This window comes from Rhodococcus sp. 05-2256-B1 (assembly GCF_002258465.1).
GTDB lineage: Bacteria > Actinomycetota > Actinomycetes > Mycobacteriales > Mycobacteriaceae > Rhodococcoides > Rhodococcoides fascians.
Genome location: NZ_NOZA01000003.1, coordinates 21793 through 39585 on the forward strand (window position 1 = coordinate 21793; position 17793 = coordinate 39585).

The following is a 17793-nucleotide window of genomic DNA, read 5'->3' on the forward strand; positions in this document are numbered from 1 at the left end:
GCCGCATCGGACGAAAACCGTCCGTTGGGTATGTAGTGTCGTCTCGTGCGCGAAGGTAGAAGACACAACGCCGTCATCGACTTATCGGTCATCGTCACGGTGGTCGCACTCGGTGTCGTTGCGGCCGGACTGCTGCATTCGCCGGAAAGTGAACTGCCGCGCGGAAATGCTGTGTCATCCGGAGAGGCCGCACGCGACGGTGACTACTCCATCGTCTCCGAGCCCGTCGAGTATCCGGCCGACATTCCGGGGTGCTCCGAGGTCGAACCGCCCCCGCCCAGTGAGGATGGGCGCCTCATCTCGGTCATCGGAAGTCAGGCTCCGTCCTACGACAATCCTGCCTACCCGTGGTTGACCGCGAGCAAGGCAGGAGCGATGACCGACGCTCTTGTGGGCGCACTTCCAGCGGATGTCACCGTGAAGTTGGCCGCCCCATCCCAGTCGCTGACCTTCCAACCGGTGGAGGACTTCGGCGGTAACGTGCCGGAGGGCCTCGAGGCCAGCACCAGTGCCCGTGGCGATCTAGTTCGTGCGGGGGTGTCTGCGTTTGCCAGCGTCGATGTTCGACCGTCGTCGACGGGGATTCCGGCCTGTGTCGCAGGCGTTCTCGATGCCCGCAGTACCGAACCCGATGGGACGGTGGTCGATACCGACGACAGTTGGTACGAGATCGGCGGTGACCGCACGAACAGTCGCAGAGCGACGGCGTATCACCCTGACGGAACTCTGGTCACCGCGAATCTCAGTACTACCGTTCGTCCCGAATTTCCCTTGGATACATCCGATTTGACCCGAATCGCGGCGCTGCCGGGCCTCCGAGTCGGTTCGCCTGCACCGGCGGGAAGCGCTGAGCCGCGTCAGGATTGCTCGGTCCCGTTCGTCGGGGAGGCGACTGCGGTGAATATCGACGAGGTGTCCTTGGACGCCGCGAACGAGGCGTTGTCGACAACCTGGCAGGCGCTACCCGATGCGCCGGTACTGAACCGGCCGATCGGGTCACTGGTACCCGATCGCACGGGCAGGGGTGCCTGTACGGACATCGACGTAGTGAACTCCGATGTAGCGCTGTCGATTTCTGTGTCCTCCGGCGCGGCACTCCCGGTGGCGAGGGACCCCTACGATCCGGAAAATGCGTACGAACCTGTTGTCGAGTTGCGAACACTGCCCGACGGTTCGGTGCTCGAATCGTACGACGTCGATCTGTCGAGCAGCATGACCGCGGAGGACGGAACCATGCGGTTGGCGAGGTCGGTCACGCTGACGCGACCGTCCGGCGTGCAGGTGTCGGTTCGGTCGACGGCGGATTTCGTTCCTGGCGGGGGCCGTTCGACACGGCCGGAACCGCTGCCATTCGAGCTACTGAATGCAGTGGCCCAAGCTCCGATCACGGAGTGGCCGTGAAAGATTCGACGACACGCACTGTTCTCGCTGCAGCCGCGGTGATGGTGGCAGTGGTATCCGTCGCCGCGGCTGCGGTCGTGCTGGTGAATGTGGACGTGTCCGTGAAGCCGTCGATGGACGATGCAACGACGTCGGCCTTCGACGAGATGCCGACGTTCTCGGAGGAGACGGAGACAATTGAGGCACCGGCTGGGCCGGCGCTCGAGCCCAGCTGGCGGATCGACGCAGAGACCGTCTACGGCAGGCAATTCGCTGCATTCCGTTCGCCGACCACAAGTTTGACGTTCGATCTCGGGGTCACGGGCGTGATCGACGCCGGCGATGTTCTCGTCACCGCAATGGGCCTGCCGAATCCACGGTCGTCTTCGCTCGATGCAGTCGAGTTCGTGGCCCTCGATGCCGACGACGGCAGTGTGCGATGGAAGGCGTCGCCCGGCACAGTCGACGAGTGTGCGAGTGTTCCCGTTCAGGGCGACATCGTCTGTCTCGACACGTATTCCGATGTGCAGTCCCTCGTCACTATCGGTACGAACGACGGGGTGGTGAAGCGGATACCGGTCCCCGAGGACTGGTACGTCTACGCGATCGAGAGCGACGGGACATCGGTGCTGTTGTTGGAAGGCAGCCCTGAGGATGGCGAATCCGTGTTGCACGGCGGGTCGGTGAATGCACTCGACCGAATGTGGACGCTACCGATCACCACATCCATGGGGTGGGAGGGCCTGAGTGGCACGGTGATTCACACGGCCGACGGGCGAGGCGTCGTGACGATGGGCGGAGAGGCTACATTTTTCGATCCGACCACCGGAGCACCCGTCGAGGGTCTCGACATGACCTCGGACGACACCGTCGTCGACTCCACCGGCGCTACTGTCTGGGAGTTGCCGGATCCGTTCGATACGGACAAGGTCATCGGCAACACTCGTTATTCGATCGACGGTCCGGCGTATGTCGCGACGACGGATTCCGGTGATGTGCGGTGGCATTGGACCATCCCGGCTGGATCCGATGGGTTCACCGACAGCGGCACTATCGCCCAGACGCGGTCGGGTGTGTTCTTCCTCGGAACCGATTCGATGGTTCGTCTCGAATCGGTTCCGAGTTGACGCCGAGCAGCACTACCGTGCGGCAGTGCTATTCCCGGTGCGGAGTGCGCTCACCGGTGTTCGGGTCCACGTCGAACAGTTGATCGGTGTTGTCGGGGGAGTAGACGACGGTGTCGACTTCCCGCGCGCGTCGTCGGGCACCGTCGCGAACGGCGAAGAACGCGGCTGCGAACAGTACGACCACGGTGATGCCGGCGACGATCGCCCATCCCTCGAAGCCGCCCGCCAGAGCCGCGATCAGACCGCCCGCGGATGCGATTCCGGCGAAGATCAAGATGACGGCCAGCATGTTCTCGACTGCACGTGCCCAGCTCGTTTTCGAAGGCCTTTTCTCGACCATGGGGATGTTCCTCTCACTAAGTTCCGTCGCCGAATACCCGAAACCCGGTCGTCTAAGCCCTGCGGTGCTACTGGGCCTTGCGTGCGCGGTACGCGGCAACTGCCGCGCGGTTGCCGCAGGTGGTGCTGCAGAAGCGGCGAGAGCGGTTTCGGGAGAGGTCGAGAACCAGCCCGTTGCAGTCCGGATCGGCGCAGACGTCGAAACGAGAGAGCTCGTCGGCTCGGATGACGTCGATCATGGCCATCGCGGTCTCGACGACGATGCGGGTTGCCAGCGGACTGTCGTCGGCGACGGCATGGATGTGCCAGTCGAGAGTGTCGTGCCGGACCAGTCGGGGCAGGGCCGAGGATTCGGCAAGCAAGCGGTTCACCTCGAGCACGGCATCGTCTCGACTGCTGGTGAGCAGTGATCGCAGGGTCGGACGCAGTGCCCGCACCGCCTCGAGCTCGGCGTCGTCGCCGTCGAACCGTCCGGAGTAGCCCTGGTCGGTGAAGAACTCGGCCAGCTCCTCGCGGGTGGTCAGCGTGTCCGGGTCTTCGGCGGAATTGACCAATGCCACGGCGGACAGAAGCGACAGTTCTGCGTCATGAGCAAAAAGCATGTTGACACCTTACCAATTCACTCCCTACTGTCACATGTCATGACGGCTTACACTCATGACGCGCTGGTGGATCGCGCAGCTGCACACGACGCTGCGGCACGGTCGCGTCGACTCTCGGGGCTCGGGTTCGCGCTCCTGTCCGCGGCATCGTTCGGGCTCTCCGGCTCACTGGCCAAAGGCCTGCTCGATGCCGGCTGGACCGCCGGTGCCGCCGTGACTGCGCGCATCCTGCTCGCGGCAGCGGTGTTGCTGATTCCGTCGATTCTCGCGCTGCGTGGACGCTGGGGCCTGTTGGTCAAGAATTGGAAGCTGCTCGTGGCCTACGGTGCCTTCGCGGTGGCCGGTTGTCAGCTCGCGTTCTTCAACGCCGTCGGCCGAATGGACGTGGGTGTCGCACTGCTCATCGAATTCACCTCGCCCGTAGCCGTCATCGGCTGGATGTGGTTTCGGCACCAGCAGCGTCCGGGCCGGCTGACGCTGGTCGGTGCGCTGTTGGCCGCAATGGGGCTGGTACTCGTTCTCGACCTGATCTCCGGCGCGGACGTCGACAGCGTCGGCGTGCTGTGGGCGCTCGGTGCGATGGCGGGAGCCGCCGTCTACTGGGTGCTCTCCGCCGACGAGAGCAACGGCTTGCCGCCGATCGTGCTCGCCGGGGGCGGTCTGCTGGCAGGTGGACTCATTCTGCTCGCCGCTGGGCTGGTCGGCATCGTCCCGTTCGCGGCTCCGCTGACCGACGTCACGTTCGTCGATGCCGTTGTGCCATGGTGGGTTCCGATCATCGGTCTCGGTGTGGTGACCGCCGCTCTGGCGTACGTGCTCGGAATTGCAGCCGGTCGACGCCTCGGCTCGCGGCTGGCGTCGTTCATGGGTCTGATGGAAGTTGTTGCGGCGCTTGTGTTCGCGTGGCTGTTGCTCGGCCAGGCTCCGGGACCGATCCAATTGGCCGGTGGCGCACTGATTCTGCTCGGTGTCGTCGTCGTCAAATCAGGTGAACGCGTCACCTCGGACGAACCTGTGGAGCCGCTGCAGAGCAGAGCATGACAGCTGCTCAGCCGTCGACGCGTCCGAATACGACGGCGGCCAGAATGGTGTGCGCGCTGGCGATCACGGAGTCGAGAGGTTCGCGTTCGGGGGACAGCAACCATTGCTGAGCAATGGTGAGTACCGCGCCCACCAGGCCCATCGCCAGCGTTTTACGGTTCGGCCCGGCCAGGCCACGGCTGGACCCTACGGTGTCGGCGACCTGTAGCACCGTCGCCGAGAACGAGGTGGTGGTCTTGCGGTACAACGCGTCGACGGTGGGGGATACGCCGAGGATTTCGACGAAGGCGATACGAGCGGATTTCGGCTGCTCGGCGACGAACGTGAAGAATCCGGTCAGGGCTCCTCGGAGCACCTGTTCGCTGGACTCCGTTTCCGAGGCCGCTCCGGCGAGGATGCTCTCGCGCATCGCGTCGGTAGCGCGGGCGTAGGTGGCCATCAGCAGGTCTTCGCTGTTGGTGAAGGACTCGTAGAAGTAGCGCTTGGTCAGGCCCGCTTCGGTGCAGACTTTCTCCACGGTCGCCGTTCGGTACCCGGTGGTGCCGAACACTTCGACGGCGGCATCGAGCAGGCGGGTTCGACGCTCCTGCTGCCGCTGCTGCGGGGGAGCTCCGCGATACGTCCTGCCGACGTCACTGTGATGGGTAGTCACAGACAGATCTTGACACCGCTCGGTATCAGATGCAAAGTGTTCGCAGGAATGCATCTCGATCGAGGGGGAGACATGGCGTCATCGACGCTCCGGAACAAGGTCGTTCTGATCACAGGCGCGGCACGAGGAATCGGTGCCGAGACCGCACGTGCGTTGGCAGGTCGTGGAGCCAAGTTGGTACTCGTCGACGTCGACGAGGCTCCGCTGCGGGAGGTCGCGACGCAGCTGAAGGCCGAGGCGTTCGTCGCCGACGTCCGAAATCTGGACGACATGCAGCGCGCCGTCGACGGCGGCATCGAGGCCTACGGAGGCATCGATCTGGTGCTCGCCAATGCGGGAATCGCCAGCTACGGATCGATCCTGCAGGTGGACCCGGCCACGTTCCAGCGCGTCATGGACATCAACGTGATGGGCGTGTTCAACACCGTCCGAGCTGCGTTGCCGTCGCTGATCGAACGCAACGGCTACATCCTCGTCGTCTCCTCGCTGGCCGCGTTCACCCCGTGCCCCGGCTTGGCCGCGTACAACGCCAGCAAGGCCGCAGCCGAGCATTTCGCCAATGCGCTTCGGCTGGAAGTGAACTACCGAGGAGTCGACGTCGGCTCGGCCCACATGGCCTGGATCGATACCCCGATGGTCCAGGACGCGAAGTCCGATCTCACGGCATTCCAGGATTTGCTCGCGGTACTGCCCGGCCCCCTCGGGAAGACGATGACCGTCGAGCAGTGCGTGGATGCGTTCGTCGACGGCCTGGCCAAGCGCAAGCGCCGCGTCTACGTACCGCGGTGGGTGGGTGCGGCGTCCTGGTTCAAGGCCGTCATCACCTCGCGCGTCGGCGATCGCAGCATGTTGGCGCACGTGCCAACGATCCTGCCCAAGATGGACGAAGAAGTAGCGCGTCTCGGTAGGTCCGAGAGCGCACGCAACAAAATCAGCTGACCCCCCCACCGAAGGAATCGTTGCTCATGACTGCCGTACTGACCACCCCCGAGGTCGATGTCCTCATCATCGGTGCCGGCCTGTCCGGGATCGGTGCCGCGCGTCACCTCGGGCACGATCTGCCCGGGAAGACGTACACCATCCTCGAAAGCCGCGGGGCGATCGGTGGCACCTGGGATCTGTTCCGCTACCCCGGTATTCGCTCCGATTCCGACATGTACACCCTCGGGTACAGCTTCAAGCCGTGGACGGGAGAGAAGTCCATCGCCGACGGTTCCGACATCCGTAACTACATCGTCGAAACCGCGCGAGAAGCGGGTGTGGACAAGCACATTCGATACCACCACAAGGTCGTCGCCCTCGAATGGTCGTCCGAGCAGCAGTTCTGGACGGTCACGGCGCAGCGCAGCGACACCAACGAGACCGTCACGATCACCGCGTCGTTCGTGTTCTCCTGCAGTGGTTACTACAACTACGACAAGGGTTTCAGCCCGGAGTTCGTCGGCCAGGAGAACTTCGGTGGGCAGGTGATCCACCCGCAGCACTGGCCCGAGGATCTGGATTACGCGGGCAAGAAGGTCGTCGTCATCGGCAGCGGTGCAACGGCGATCACGTTGGCACCCAATCTCGCTCGCGAGGCCGAGCACGTGACGCTGCTGCAGCGCTCGCCGAGCTACATCCTCTCGCTGCCGTCCAAGGACCCGATTGCGCAGACACTGCGTAAGCGACTGCCGAAGAAGTTGGCGTATAGCGTGACTCGGCTCAAGAACGTGTCGATGGCCATGTTGATCTTCACGTTGAGCCAGAAGTACCCGGAATTCACGAAGAAGCGGATCCGGAAGATGCAGGAGGGATGGCTGCCGAAGGGATACGACCTCGACACCCACTTCACCCCGTCCTACAACCCGTGGGATCAGCGCCTGTGCCTGGTGCCCGACAACGATCTGTTCCGCTCGATCCGCAAGGACGAGGTCTCGATCGTCACCGATCACATCGACAGCTTCACCGAGACCGGCCTGAAGTTGAAGTCCGGCCAGCACCTCGACGCCGATATCGTGGTCACTGCAACGGGATTGAACCTGTCCGCACTCGGCGGCGCGACCTTCCGCGTCGACGGTGAAGACGTGGACCTGCCCAGCACCATGGCGTACAAGGGCATGATGCTCACCGGCATCCCCAACTTCGCTTTCGTCGTCGGATACACCAACGCGTCGTGGACACTCAAGGCCGATATGGTCTCGAACTACGTCATGCGTCTGCTCGCTCACATGGACGAGAACGGGTACAGCACCGTCGAGCTCGAACGCGATCCCTCCGTGGACGAGGAGCCGTTCCTCGATTTCGCCGCCGGTTACGTGCTGCGGGCCGTCGACAACTTCCCGAGGCAGGGCAGCGAAACTCCGTGGAAGCTGCGGATGAATTACTTCCGCGACCTGCCGGTTCTGCGGTACGGCAAGCTCGTCGACAAGGCGATGAAGTTCGGGCGGCCTCGATCGAAGGCCGCGGTCGCCTCCTGACGGGAATAGATCGAGTCCCTGATCGTTTGTTCCGGACATGAAAATTGGCATCATCGGAAGTGGATTCATCGGCGGAACGCTCGTGCGTCGGTTGACGGCGCTCGGTCACGAGGTTCGATTCTCGAACTCACGCGACCCGGAGACTCTGGCGGAGCTGACGTCGGAAACCGGAGCGACGGCGGTGTGGGCAGCGGACGCGGCGCAGGATGCGGACCTGGTCATCCTCAGCATTCCGCAGAAGAACGTGCCCGACCTCGCCGCCGGTATCGCCGGCGCACGCAAGCCCGGAGCGCCGATCATCGAAACGAACAACTACTACCCGCAGCAGCGCGACGGTCTGATCGAAGACATCGAAGGCGGCACACCCGAGAGCGTATGGGTGTCGCAGCAGCTCGGTGAGCCGGTGATCAAGGCGTTCAACGGAATTTGGTACAAGCATCTGCTCGAGAAGGGTGTTCCTGCCGGAACCGACAAGCGCATCGCACTGCCGATCGCCGGGGACGACGCAGAGTCGAAGAAGTTGGTGTTCTCGGTGATCGACGAGCTCGGCTTCGACCCGGTCGATGCCGGTTCTCTCGCCGAGTCCTGGCGTCAGCAACCGGGAACCCCGGTGTACGGCAAGGACTTCGGCGTCGACGACACGGTGAAGGCGTTGGCCGAGGCGTCCCCGGAACGCTCCGCGGAATGGAAAGCTTGAGCCGAGCTGCTGAACTACCTGACGCGACCCTCGCGGAGTGTGCGCTCCGCGAGGTCGCGTAGCGGCCCGGTCAGGGCCGAATCGCCGACCCGGCACGATTGCTCGCCCACCGACACGTTCCACACGAAGGTGTCGCGGGCCTGCGACTCGGCCGGCTCGGGTGGGGGCGGCTCAGCCAGGTACGGGCGCGCAGCCTCGACCAGCGACTGCCATTCCGGCTCGTCGGTCTCGACCACTCCGCGCTTGGACATTCCGGCGATCCCGCCGGTTCGCAGTACCTCGATGCGCAGGCTCATGCCCCTCGATCACACCCGATCGTCGCTCGGCTCCCGTGTTGACTGAACTCCCACGGTAGACCAACCGGTGGCCACGGCCCGTGCGACGTCGGAATCGGCACCGAATCGCTTCTGCGCTGCGAGCAGCGTCGCCGCGGAGAAACCCGCGAAGTCGACCGTCGGTGCCAGACCCCCGACAGTCATGGTGTCGAACCAGACCTGCCCGACGCGGTCCCACGCCGGGCCACCCAAGGTGGTTGCGGCGACGGCGAACGCGCGGTTGGGAATGCCCGAGTTGATGTGCACACCGCCGTCGTCCTCGGTGGTGACGACGAAGTCGTCCATGCTCGCCGGCTGTGGGTCTTTGCCGAGTACATCTTCGTCGTACGCGGTACCGGGCTCGAGGAGCGAGCGCAGCGCCTTGCCCTGCACCGCAGGCAGGAACAGACCTTCGCCGATCAACCACGACGCGTCCTCGGCGTTCTGCTTCGCGGTGTACTGCTCCACGAGTGCACCGAACACGTCGGAGATGGATTCGTTCAGTGCGCCGGCCTGGTCCTTGTATTCGAGCGGGGTGGTGTACTGCGTGAACCCGTGCGCGAGCTCGTGCGCGATGACGCCCAGAGAAACGGTGAAGCGGGCGAACACTTCGCCGTCGCCGTCGCCGAACACCATGCGAGAGCCGTCCCAGAACGCGTTGTCGTAGTCCCGGCCGTAATGCACCGTCGCATCGAGGGGCAGGCCGCTGCCGTCGAGACTCGAGTAGCCGTACACCTCGTCGAAGAACAGATACGTGGCACCGAGACCGTCGTATGCCTCGTCGGTCGCAGCATCACCGGTGGGCTCCTCACCCTCGGCGCGAACCTGCTGACCCGGGAGGTCGCGGGTCGCTTTCGCATCGGAGATGGTGCGTTCGAGGGTGCCGCCGGTCCGCGGTGCGATGGCGGTACGTGCCTGGACGACCTCTCGGCCCGCCCGCATCTCGCGGTCGGCCAGCAGAGTCGCGCGGGCACCGGCTCCCTGCAGACGCTCGAGCAGAAACGGTGGAACTACGCCATGCGAGTGGAGCCTGCGGAACGATCCGGAATCGGTATCTTTCGTCATGTGCGGTGACCCCCTAGGTCCGTGGCATGTGCGGTGATGGTTCCCAGTGTGCCCGAGGGCACCGACACATTCGGGTCCACCGCACCGAGCTCACTCACGCAGCGTCGACAGATCGATACTGTCCACCTCGCTCGGGGGACGCAGCGCGGTGACGGTCGCCCAGTTCCGTGCCAGTAGGGAGGCGTCGGAGTCGTCGTCCTCGGCGTGGATTTCGTCGAACCGGACGGTGACGAAATCTTCTCCGCGATCGCCTATTTCGGCCTGCACCGCGCCGTACCGGGCCAGCGAGGCCGGAACGATCCCGGCAAAATCCGACCGTGCAACGTCGGGAATGTTGACGTTGACGACCGCATCGACGGTCAGATGCGAGATCATCCATGTCACCGCCAGATGCGCGACGTGTTCGGCGGTGTCCCAGTGCGACGGCCGGGTGGCGAGCGACGACAGCGCCATGGCGGGAACCCCGTGCGTCAGGGCTGTCAGCGCCGCGCCCACCGTCCCCGAATGCAGCACGGCCGCACCGGTATTGGGGCCGTGATTGATGCCGGAGAGGACCACGTCGGGTGGATCGCCGAACGCACCTCGAGTGGCGACGAACGCGATGAGGGCCGGTGAGGCCTGTACCGCATACACTTCGACACCGCGCAACCCCTCGATCTCGGTTCGCCCGATACCCAGGTGATCGTCGACGCCCATCCCCGTCAGCGATGCACTGGCACCGCTGCGTTCCTCGTGGGGTGCGGCCACCACGACGTCGAGGCCGGCGTCGAGCGCGACCCGCGCCAGCAGCGCGATGCCTGCGCTGTCCACACCGTCGTCGTTGGTGATCAGCGCCCTCATTTCTTGCCAGCCTTGCCGTACGGACGCACGTCGACCGATTCGGTGAGTCCGAGAACCAGGTCTTTTCGGCCGCTACCGAGGCCGCGGCGGGTGACGTTGGCAGTGCCCGCGCCGCCGCCCAGGCGGAGCGCCTCCGGCATCGACAGTCCCTGAGCGATTCCGGCGGCGATGCCGGCGCTCATCGAATCGCCTGCACCGTGGTGGTCGACCATCTGTAGACCCGGGGTGACGATCTCCAGCACGTCTCCTTCGACCAACGCCAAGGCGGGGTCTCCCGCTCGGGAGATCACAACCACCTCGGCACCGTCGTCGTGCATCTTTTTCATCGCGTCGATCAGGTGCTTCGGGTCCTCGGACTCGGCTCCGCCGTCGGCAATGAGGTCCTCGTGGCTGACCTTGAGCACCGTGAGGCCGCCGGCGAGGGCGGCCAGCATGGTGGGGCCTGACAGGTCCGCCACCACCGGGACGTCGAGCGCACGTAGGTCTGCGCACAGTCGCTCGTAGACCTCGGGCGGCACGATGTTGTCGGCGTGCGGACCGCCGAGAATTGCCACGTCGCTGCGGGCGCCGGTGGCCAGTGCCGCGCCGAACAGGTCGTCGAGCGCGTGCCTGGCCAGCGGCGGCGGATCGACCGTGGCCAGTACCTCGCGCTCTCCGCTTCGGCGATCGTGCACGTAGGAGCCGCTTTCCTGGCCGATGTCGACGGAGACGACGGAGATGCCCTCGCTCTCGACGATGCCCCGCAATACGGCACCGATCTCGCCGCCGAACACCCCGGCGAGGGTTACATCGAGACCCAGCACCGACGCCATCCTGGCGATCCAGTGACCCTGACCGCCCGCGTGCACGTGCAGTTCGGTACTGCCGTTGGGGGCAGCGTCGAGGGTCACCGTCAGTAGTGGGGACGGCGCGAAGACGAGCGCGCTCGGTGCGCGAGAGGAGGTGGACATCGTGAGCGAATGCCCGATATGTCAGGTCCGAAACAGCTACAACTCGAAAACGTGGACTCAGAATCGACGACGCAGGCGCATCCCGATAGGGCGTCCGTCGGGGTCGACGAACAACCGGTAGGCGAGTGCGGCAAGTCGCTGCTGCCAGACGGGCGGCACCGTGATCTCGTGCATTCGCAGTCGGCCGACGGGCCGGGGCTTCGCGGACGGGTTGCGGTGCCAGTTGTCCAGGGCCGTCGCGCTCGCCGAGATCACGTCGAAGAACTGCTGCGGGTCGACGAGGTCGGCGTCGTCGCCGTCGGCCCGCCCGAGGTGTTCGCGGATCAGTTCGAGTCTCAGGTTGCGCGCGTGGGTTCTGGCGCCGTCGCCGAGGCCTGCTGGGTCCAAGGGTGCCCGATCGTCGCGCTGCTCGTCGACAATGGCCGCGGTCAGCTCCGAATCATGGGTCCAGGAGCGGCGATTGAAGTTGTCCGACCCCACTGCCGCCCACACGTCGTCGATGATGCAGACCTTCGAGTGCACGTATACCGGTATGCCACGGTCGTTTTCGATGTCGAGTACCAGTACGCGGTCACCGCCGGCTGCGCGGATGACCCCGAGCGCCGCCGAGTGTCCCAGCAGCGCAGAGGGAATGGTCAAGTTGCTGTCGTCGTCGAGGTGCTTGGGGACCACCACCACCAGCCGCAGGTTCGGCTTGCGGCGCAGTGCCGCGGCGAACACGCGCGCGACGTCGACGGACCACAGATACTGGTCCTCGATGTAGATCAGCTCGGTGGCACGGTCCAGGGCTTTGGCGTATGCGCGGGCCGCGCTGCGCTCGCCTCTCGTCGCGAACGGGTAGGCGGGGCGTCGACGCGGGTAGGTACGCAGCAGCTGAACCGAGCACGTGCCCTGCGGCTCCGGGGCGGCGGCAGCGGGTGGCAACTCCGACGGTTCACGCGTGACTCCGCGCAGGAAATCGGGAATGGCATGCCACGGTAGACGCGAGAGCGCCGCGGGATCTTCCCACCGTTCGCGAAAGACGTCTTCCACGTCTCGTACCGCCGGGCCCTCGATCTGCACCTGCACGTCGTGCCAGGCGGGAATCTCGCCGTACTCGGGCGGGAAGGGGCGCGAGACGGGATCGCCGAAGTGATCGGCGTCGTCGCGTCGAGCTCGGGCAAGATCGATGCCTCCGACGAACGCGACGTCGGGCAGATCTTTCCTGCCGTACCGGATGACGACGAACTTCTGGTGGTGGCTTCCGGTCACCAGCACACGCTGGTCGAGAATGACCTCGCCGCCCGCTTCCTCCAGCCGCAGCGCGAGCTTGCGGTTCTTCGGACCGGTGAAACCGAGGGTTTCCATGTGGGAGCGCCACACCATCCCCTTGACGACGCCACCGCGGTGCGCGACGGCGGCCAGCGCATCCTCGACGGTCACGCCGTCGTCGGTGAGCAGCTGCTCCGGGTCCCCGCGCCAATCGGTGAAGAGCACCAGATCGTCGCGCTCGGTCTGCTCGAGGGCCCGTGCGAGTGCCGCGAAGTACGTCTTGCCGTGCACGAGGTTCTCGACGCGATTGCCCTCGGTCCAGGCCGAAATTCGGGTGTCGTCGTTGCCTCGCTCGGGCGCGGTCAGGAACCATGGGTGCCCCGGATCGAAACTGCGCTCGGGAGCTGTCAGAGCAGAGGTGGACCGACCGAATTTCTCGGCAACTCCGTCTACGACGCGCCGGATGCGCTGCACTATCACGATGGCATTGTTCCACCCGGTTTGAAGGCCACAGTGGGCGGGCACCCCGGCGATATGACTCAGGTACCCAACGTCACGCTCAGAAACGGCAAGCAGATTCCCCAGCTCGGTTTCGGCGTCTTTCAGATCGACGCCGACGAGACCGCGAAGGCCGTCGAAACGGCGCTCGAGATCGGCTACCGACACATCGACACCGCGCAGATGTACGGCAACGAGAAGCAGGTCGGCGAGGGCATTCGTAACTCCGGCATCGACCGCGAATCGGTGTTCGTCACCAGCAAGCTCAACAACGGTTTCCACCGGCCCGACGACGCGCGCTCGGCGTTCGACAAGACGCTCAGCGACCTCGGGACCGACTACGTCGATCTCTTCCTCATCCACTGGCCGCTGCCCACCCGGTACGACGGCGACTTCGTCTCCACGTGGAAGACGTTGGAGGAGTTCGCGGCCGACGGCCGGGCCCGCAACATCGGCGTCTCGAACTTCCAGCCCGCTCACCTCGATCGCCTCGCCGAAGAGACCGAGACGGTCCCCGCGGTGAACCAGATCGAGGTGCACCCGTACTTCGTCAACCACGACGTGTGGGCCTACGGCCGCGAACATGCCATCCCCACCGAGGCGTGGTCGCCGATCGCTCAGGGCAACGTTCTCGACGACGCGGAACTGAAGCGAATCGCCGACGCCGCAGGCAAATCCGTTGCACAGGTGGTGCTGCGCTGGCACATTCAGCGTGGCAACATCATCTTCCCGAAGTCGGTGACTCCGGAGCGCGTGAAGGCCAACTTCGACATCTTCGACTTCGAGCTGAGCTCGGCCGACGTCGATGCGATCACTGCACTCGACAAGGGCGAGGAAGGCCGGAACGGTCCGAATCCGGACACGTTCGACATGATTCCGGACTAGAACGTAACACTGTGGGCCCGAGCGTCTTCGGACGTTCGGGCCCACAGTGCTGTTCGGACGGCTGTCAGTGCTTCGGTGCTTCGGTGCTTCAGTGCTTCAGGGTTGATCCGGTGGCGGCGACGACCTGTTCGGTGGTCACGCCAGGTGCCAGTTCCACGAGCTCTAGCGTGCCGTCGCCGACGACGTCGATGACGGCCAGGTTGGTGATGATGCGGTCGACGACGCCCTGGCCGGTCAGCGGCAGGGTGCACGCGTCGAGGATCTTCGGATTGCCGTCGCGGTCGGTGTGTTCCATGACCACGATGACGCGTCGAGCCCCGTGCACCAGGTCCATCGCGCCGCCCATGCCCTTGACCATCTTGCCGGGGACCATCCAGTTGGCGAGGTCGCCGTTACGGGAGACCTGCATGCCGCCGAGAACGGCTGTGTCGATGTGGCCGCCTCGGATCATGCCGAAGCTCAGCGACGAATCGAAGTACGACGCACCGGGATTGACGGTGACGGTCTCCTTTCCGGCATTGATGAGGTTGGCGTCGACCTCGTCCTCGGTGGGGTATGGGCCGGTGCCGAGGATGCCGTTCTCCGAATGCAGAGTGACGTTCACCTTGTCGGTGAGGTAGCCCGGGATCAGCGTCGGCAAGCCGATGCCGAGGTTGACGTATTCGCCGTCGACCATCTCGGCCGCCGCACGCTCGGCCATCCGGTCTCGGGTCCATCCTGCGGTCATGCTCGAACTCCTGAACTGACGGTGCGCTTTTCGATGCGCTTGTCCTGTGGACCGGTATGTACGACACGTTGGACGAACACTCCGGGGAGATGCACCTGGGCCGGGTCGATTTCGCCCGGCTCGACGAGCTTCTCCACCTGAGCGATGGTGATCCTGCCCGCCATCGCTGCCAGCGGATTGAAGTTCATCGCGGTCTTGTCGAACACGAGATTGCCTGCGGTGTCGCCGATCTCGGCGTGCACGAGAGCGAAGTCGGCGTTGATCGCTTCCTCGAGCACGTAGCGTTTGTTGCCGAACACCCGTGTTTCCTTGGGCGGTGACTCGATCGAGACTGAACCGTCGGCGTTGTAGCGCCACGGCATTCCGCCGTCGGCGATGGGGCTGCCGACCCCGGCGGGGGTGAAGAAAGCGGGTATGCCGGTGCCACCGGCGCGGAGACGTTCGGCGAGCGTGCCCTGCGGTGTCAGCTCCACTTCGAGTTCGCCGGCGAGGTACTGCCGGGCGAACTCCTTGTTCTCGCCGACGTACGACGCAGTGACGCGGCGAATACGTCCGGCTGCCAACAGGATTCCCAATCCGTAGCCGTCGACGCCGCAGTTGTTGGAGAACACCTCCAATTCGTCCGCGTCGGTGTCGGCGATGGCCCCGATGAGGGCATCGGGGATGCCGCACAGGCCGAAGCCGCCGACCGCGATGGTCGCTCCTCTACCGATGTCCGCCACCGCGTCGGCTGCGGAGTCGTAGGTCTTTCCTGTCACGTGAACTCCTGATGTGTTCGTTGAGCAAACGATGGGTTCAGTGAACTCGACCAGCGGGCAACGTGGCTGGTTTGAGAAATTTTGCTCGAATGTCGAACATGAAGTGCGTTGGCGTTCACTCAGCGGACGTACAGTGGTGCGGTGACCGTACTCGATGCCAACGCAGGCGTCATCGCCAAAGTGTGTGCTCTGCTGCGTGCCGCCAGTGCGGCGGAGGCGGCCGGTACCTCGACCACCGAGTTGGCGAGGTCTGCTGGCGTTGCGCGCCCGACGGCGCATCGGCTGTTGACGGAATTGGCCGACGAGGGATTCGTCGACCGCGATACGGGAACCGGACGGTGGGCACTGGGACCGGAAATCTATCTCCTCGGCTCCATGGCCGCGTTGCGCTACGACGTCACCGATCAGGCCCGAGATATCGTGCAGGACTTGGCAATGCGGAGCGGCGAGAGCGCGTTCCTGTCCGCGCGTCGAGGTGGCGAGACGGTGTGTCTGCTTCGGGTGGAGGGCAGCTTCCCGCTACGGTCGCATGTGCTGTACGAGGGCATCCGATTACCGCTGGGTGTGGCCTCCGCAGGCTTGGCCGTTCTCGCTCATCTCCCGGACCGCGAGGTCGACGACTACCTCGACGGAGTCGATCTGGTGCCCGAGTGGGGAGCCGATCATTCGGAGTCGGCGATTCGCCACCGGATCGAGCTGACGCGGTCCTCGGGCTACGCCGTCAACCCGGCGTTGCTCGTGGAAGGCAGCTGGGGACTGGGCGCGGCGGTGTTCGACCGCGGCCGCAGGCCGGCATGGGCGTTGAGTCTGACCGGTGTGGAAACGAGGTTTCGAGAGGACAGACGTCGGGAGTTGGGAAAGATGCTGCTCGACGCGGCGCATCGGCTCACCCTGCAGGTGGGCACCCGTCCCGATCCGATCTAGCCGTCCAGTTCTTCGAGAATGTCTGCGGCATCCTGGCTTCCGCCGGCTGCCAGCCGCTGCAGTTCGTCGCGGTCCTCGCGCTCTCCGGCGATTTCGACGAGCATGTCGACGGCGTCGCTGTTGCCGGCTGCGGCAAGTGAACGCAGGTCGTCGACGGTGCCCTGCTCCACCAATTCGTCGATCGCGTCCTGGTCACCGCCCGCAGCCCGTGCACGTAGCGCGGTCAGGTCGGATGGCGTGGGTTCGGTCATGTTCGGAGTCTAGGTCGCCGGTGCGAGGCGAGGAACAATTCTGACGTACGCGATCATGCCGATCAGCTCCACCAACGTCTGCGTCACCACGACGACTGCGGCGAGGGAAAGAGCCGGCGGCAGCGCGAGCGCGAGAGGCAGCACCACCAGCGAGTTCCGGGTCGCCCCGGAGAAGATCAAAGCCCGGGTCGCGGGCACGTCCTGGCGGGTGACCCGAGCCGTCGCGAGTCCCACGACGGCCATGACGACCAGGAACGCCACGAAGATCGGCACTGCTGCGATCAGCTGAGATGCCTCGCTGCGGACTGCGTCGACCTGAGATGCGACGACGACGGCGAGGGTCGCCATCATGATCGGCACCATCGCCGCTGCCATGGCGTCCATGATGCGAGTGCCGAGGCGTGTGCGTCGTGCCAACCACTGCGTTGCCGCAGCCAATGTCAGTGGCAGCGCGATCAGTAGGACGAACGCCTCGACGAACGGTGCGACGTCGATGATCTTCACCAGGTCGGGTCCGACGAACAACCAGAGATACAGCGGCAAGAACGCGATCTGCAGCAGCATCAGCAACGGAGCAGCGGCGAGAAGTCGTTCCGATGCCGCCCCGGCCAACCCGCTGAAAACGATGACGTAGTCGATGCACGGAGCCAACAGCACGAGAAGTATCCCGACGAGCACCGCTTCGTTACTCGCAACGAACCGGGTCAGACCGAACACGACGATCGGAACGAGCACGAAATTGAGCACCACGACGCTGAGCAAGAAATTTGTGTCGCGCATCGATACACCGATGGCGGAGAACGGAACTGAGTGGAACGTTGCGTAGAGCAAGACGATCAGCACCGGATTGATGGCGATCTCGAACGCGGGAGCCGATGCCGGTGCCGCCGACCCGACAACAACTCCGACGGCCAACGCCAATAGGTACAGCGGGATCTGGAACTTCTCCAGCCACGCCACTGCCGAACCGGTCACGTGGTACTCGTTGGTGAAGTGCAGAGGGTGGGCACGTACCGAGGATAGGCGTTGTCGAGTA

20 protein-coding genes are annotated in these 17793 nt (G+C 64.8%); 8 read left to right on the top strand and 12 right to left on the bottom strand.

Going from position 1 to position 17793, the window contains the following annotated elements; genetic code table 11:
* Positions 1-45: 45 nt before the first annotated feature.
* Positions 46-1401: a hypothetical protein gene (locus tag CH285_RS00180; protein WP_094642875.1), complete on the top strand. Its 1356-nt coding sequence runs from the start codon at positions 46-48 to the stop codon at positions 1399-1401.
* Positions 1398-2507, top strand: coding sequence for a hypothetical protein (locus CH285_RS00185; protein ID WP_094642940.1), 1110 nt, complete (start codon positions 1398-1400; stop codon positions 2505-2507). Before CH285_RS00180 ends, CH285_RS00185 begins: the two co-directional genes overlap by 4 nt.
* 28 nt (positions 2508-2535) lie before the next feature.
* Here CH285_RS00185 and CH285_RS00190 read toward each other — a convergent pair whose 3' ends face one another.
* Positions 2536-2796: a hypothetical protein gene (locus CH285_RS00190; RefSeq protein ID WP_052053276.1), complete on the bottom strand. Its 261-nt coding sequence runs from the start codon at positions 2794-2796 to the stop codon at positions 2536-2538.
* A 118-nt stretch (positions 2797-2914) separates the two neighbouring features.
* Positions 2915-3448 (bottom strand): CGNR zinc finger domain-containing protein, encoded by a 534-nt coding sequence (locus tag CH285_RS00195; RefSeq protein ID WP_032384032.1) that lies wholly within the window; start codon positions 3446-3448, stop codon positions 2915-2917.
* A 39-nt stretch (positions 3449-3487) separates the two neighbouring features.
* Here CH285_RS00195 and CH285_RS00200 point away from each other — a divergent pair, with 39 nt between their 5' ends.
* Complete coding sequence (locus tag CH285_RS00200) at positions 3488-4489, top strand: EamA family transporter (RefSeq protein WP_032406597.1); 1002 nt, start codon at positions 3488-3490, stop codon at positions 4487-4489.
* 7 nt (positions 4490-4496) lie between these two features.
* Here the strand turns inward: CH285_RS00200 and CH285_RS00205 are convergent, their stop codons facing one another.
* Complete coding sequence (locus CH285_RS00205; RefSeq protein WP_032406596.1) at positions 4497-5141, bottom strand: TetR/AcrR family transcriptional regulator; 645 nt, start codon at positions 5139-5141, stop codon at positions 4497-4499.
* Positions 5142-5213: 72 nt separating this feature from the next.
* Between CH285_RS00205 and CH285_RS00210 the strand changes: the two genes are divergently transcribed.
* Genes CH285_RS00210 through CH285_RS00220 form a run of 3 tightly spaced genes read left to right on the top strand, consistent with a single transcriptional unit; the run spans position 5214 to position 8294 of the window.
* Positions 5214-6080 carry an SDR family oxidoreductase gene (locus CH285_RS00210; RefSeq protein ID WP_094642876.1) on the top strand — a complete coding sequence of 289 codons (867 nt, stop codon included), beginning with the start codon at positions 5214-5216 and terminating at the stop codon, positions 6078-6080.
* Positions 6081-6106: 26 nt separating this feature from the next.
* Positions 6107-7597 (top strand): flavin-containing monooxygenase, encoded by a 1491-nt coding sequence (locus tag CH285_RS00215; protein WP_094642877.1) that lies wholly within the window; start codon positions 6107-6109, stop codon positions 7595-7597.
* A gap of 37 nt (positions 7598-7634) precedes the next feature.
* Complete coding sequence (locus CH285_RS00220; protein WP_094642879.1) at positions 7635-8294, top strand: NADPH-dependent F420 reductase; 660 nt, start codon at positions 7635-7637, stop codon at positions 8292-8294.
* A 14-nt stretch (positions 8295-8308) separates the two neighbouring features.
* Here the strand turns inward: CH285_RS00220 and CH285_RS00225 are convergent, their stop codons facing one another.
* The 5 genes from CH285_RS00225 to CH285_RS00245 form a co-directional block, all read right to left on the bottom strand.
* Entirely contained in the window at positions 8309-8590 is a 282-nt protein-coding gene (locus tag CH285_RS00225; RefSeq protein WP_027494430.1) for a protealysin inhibitor emfourin, read from the bottom strand.
* Positions 8591-8599: 9 nt separating this feature from the next.
* Positions 8600-9673, bottom strand: coding sequence for a M4 family metallopeptidase (locus tag CH285_RS00230; RefSeq protein ID WP_094642880.1), 1074 nt, complete (start codon positions 9671-9673; stop codon positions 8600-8602).
* Between the two features lie 90 nt (positions 9674-9763).
* The gene (gene surE / locus CH285_RS00235; protein WP_032369346.1) at positions 9764-10513 is read right to left on the bottom strand and encodes a 5'/3'-nucleotidase SurE; all 750 of its coding nucleotides are present in this window, start codon (positions 10511-10513) and stop codon (positions 9764-9766) included.
* Positions 10510-11463: a 1-phosphofructokinase family hexose kinase gene (locus CH285_RS00240; RefSeq protein ID WP_094642882.1), complete on the bottom strand. Its 954-nt coding sequence runs from the start codon at positions 11461-11463 to the stop codon at positions 10510-10512. The genes surE and CH285_RS00240 overlap by 4 nt, the downstream gene beginning before the upstream one ends.
* A gap of 57 nt (positions 11464-11520) precedes the next feature.
* A complete protein-coding gene (locus CH285_RS00245) occupies positions 11521-13194 on the bottom strand; it encodes a phospholipase D family protein (RefSeq protein WP_094642884.1) in 1674 nt (557 codons plus the stop codon).
* Between the two features lie 54 nt (positions 13195-13248).
* On the opposite strand from CH285_RS00245, the gene CH285_RS00250 reads away from it, so the two are divergent.
* A complete protein-coding gene (locus tag CH285_RS00250; RefSeq protein ID WP_032364727.1) occupies positions 13249-14097 on the top strand; it encodes an aldo/keto reductase in 849 nt (282 codons plus the stop codon).
* Positions 14098-14185: 88 nt separating this feature from the next.
* Here the strand turns inward: CH285_RS00250 and CH285_RS00255 are convergent, their stop codons facing one another.
* Both CH285_RS00255 and CH285_RS00260 read right to left on the bottom strand, forming a co-directional pair.
* Positions 14186-14824: a 3-oxoacid CoA-transferase subunit B gene (locus CH285_RS00255; protein ID WP_032406592.1), complete on the bottom strand. Its 639-nt coding sequence runs from the start codon at positions 14822-14824 to the stop codon at positions 14186-14188.
* Positions 14821-15582: a CoA transferase subunit A gene (locus tag CH285_RS00260; RefSeq protein ID WP_094642886.1), complete on the bottom strand. Its 762-nt coding sequence runs from the start codon at positions 15580-15582 to the stop codon at positions 14821-14823. Before CH285_RS00260 ends, CH285_RS00255 begins: the two co-directional genes overlap by 4 nt.
* 141 nt (positions 15583-15723) lie before the next feature.
* Between CH285_RS00260 and CH285_RS00265 the strand changes: the two genes are divergently transcribed.
* On the top strand, positions 15724-16506 hold the full coding sequence (locus tag CH285_RS00265) for an IclR family transcriptional regulator (RefSeq protein ID WP_032384209.1): 783 nt from the start codon (positions 15724-15726) through the stop codon (positions 16504-16506).
* On the opposite strand, the gene CH285_RS00270 is transcribed toward CH285_RS00265, so the two are convergent.
* Positions 16503-16757, bottom strand: coding sequence for a hypothetical protein (locus CH285_RS00270; protein WP_094642888.1), 255 nt, complete (start codon positions 16755-16757; stop codon positions 16503-16505). The genes CH285_RS00265 and CH285_RS00270 overlap by 4 nt on opposite strands.
* A 9-nt stretch (positions 16758-16766) precedes the next feature.
* A complete protein-coding gene (locus CH285_RS00275; RefSeq protein ID WP_176458651.1) occupies positions 16767-17732 on the bottom strand; it encodes an arsenic resistance protein in 966 nt (321 codons plus the stop codon).
* Positions 17733-17793 lie beyond the last annotated feature (61 nt).

Bases quoted from the DNA above. Each gene is read 5' to 3' on its own strand.
- CH285_RS00255 (WP_032406592.1), bottom strand. From the start codon at position 14,824: ATGACCGCAGGATGGACCCGAGACCGGATGGCCGAGCGTGCGGCGGCC.
- CH285_RS00210 (WP_094642876.1), top strand. From the start codon at position 5,214: ATGGCGTCATCGACGCTCCGGAACAAGGTCGTTCTGATCACAGGCGCG.
- CH285_RS00200 (WP_032406597.1), top strand. From the start codon at position 3,488: ATGACGGCTTACACTCATGACGCGCTGGTGGATCGCGCAGCTGCACAC.
- CH285_RS00270 (WP_094642888.1), bottom strand. From the start codon at position 16,757: ATGACCGAACCCACGCCATCCGACCTGACCGCGCTACGTGCACGGGCT.
- CH285_RS00215 (WP_094642877.1), top strand. From the start codon at position 6,107: ATGACTGCCGTACTGACCACCCCCGAGGTCGATGTCCTCATCATCGGT.
- CH285_RS00230 (WP_094642880.1), bottom strand. From the start codon at position 9,673: ATGACGAAAGATACCGATTCCGGATCGTTCCGCAGGCTCCACTCGCAT.
- CH285_RS00225 (WP_027494430.1), bottom strand. From the start codon at position 8,590: ATGAGCCTGCGCATCGAGGTACTGCGAACCGGCGGGATCGCCGGAATG.
- CH285_RS00195 (WP_032384032.1), bottom strand. From the start codon at position 3,448: ATGCTTTTTGCTCATGACGCAGAACTGTCGCTTCTGTCCGCCGTGGCA.
- surE (WP_032369346.1), bottom strand. From the start codon at position 10,513: ATGAGGGCGCTGATCACCAACGACGACGGTGTGGACAGCGCAGGCATC.
- CH285_RS00190 (WP_052053276.1), bottom strand. From the start codon at position 2,796: ATGCTGGCCGTCATCTTGATCTTCGCCGGAATCGCATCCGCGGGCGGT.
- CH285_RS00240 (WP_094642882.1), bottom strand. From the start codon at position 11,463: ATGTCCACCTCCTCTCGCGCACCGAGCGCGCTCGTCTTCGCGCCGTCC.
- CH285_RS00220 (WP_094642879.1), top strand. From the start codon at position 7,635: ATGAAAATTGGCATCATCGGAAGTGGATTCATCGGCGGAACGCTCGTG.
- CH285_RS00250 (WP_032364727.1), top strand. From the start codon at position 13,249: ATGACTCAGGTACCCAACGTCACGCTCAGAAACGGCAAGCAGATTCCC.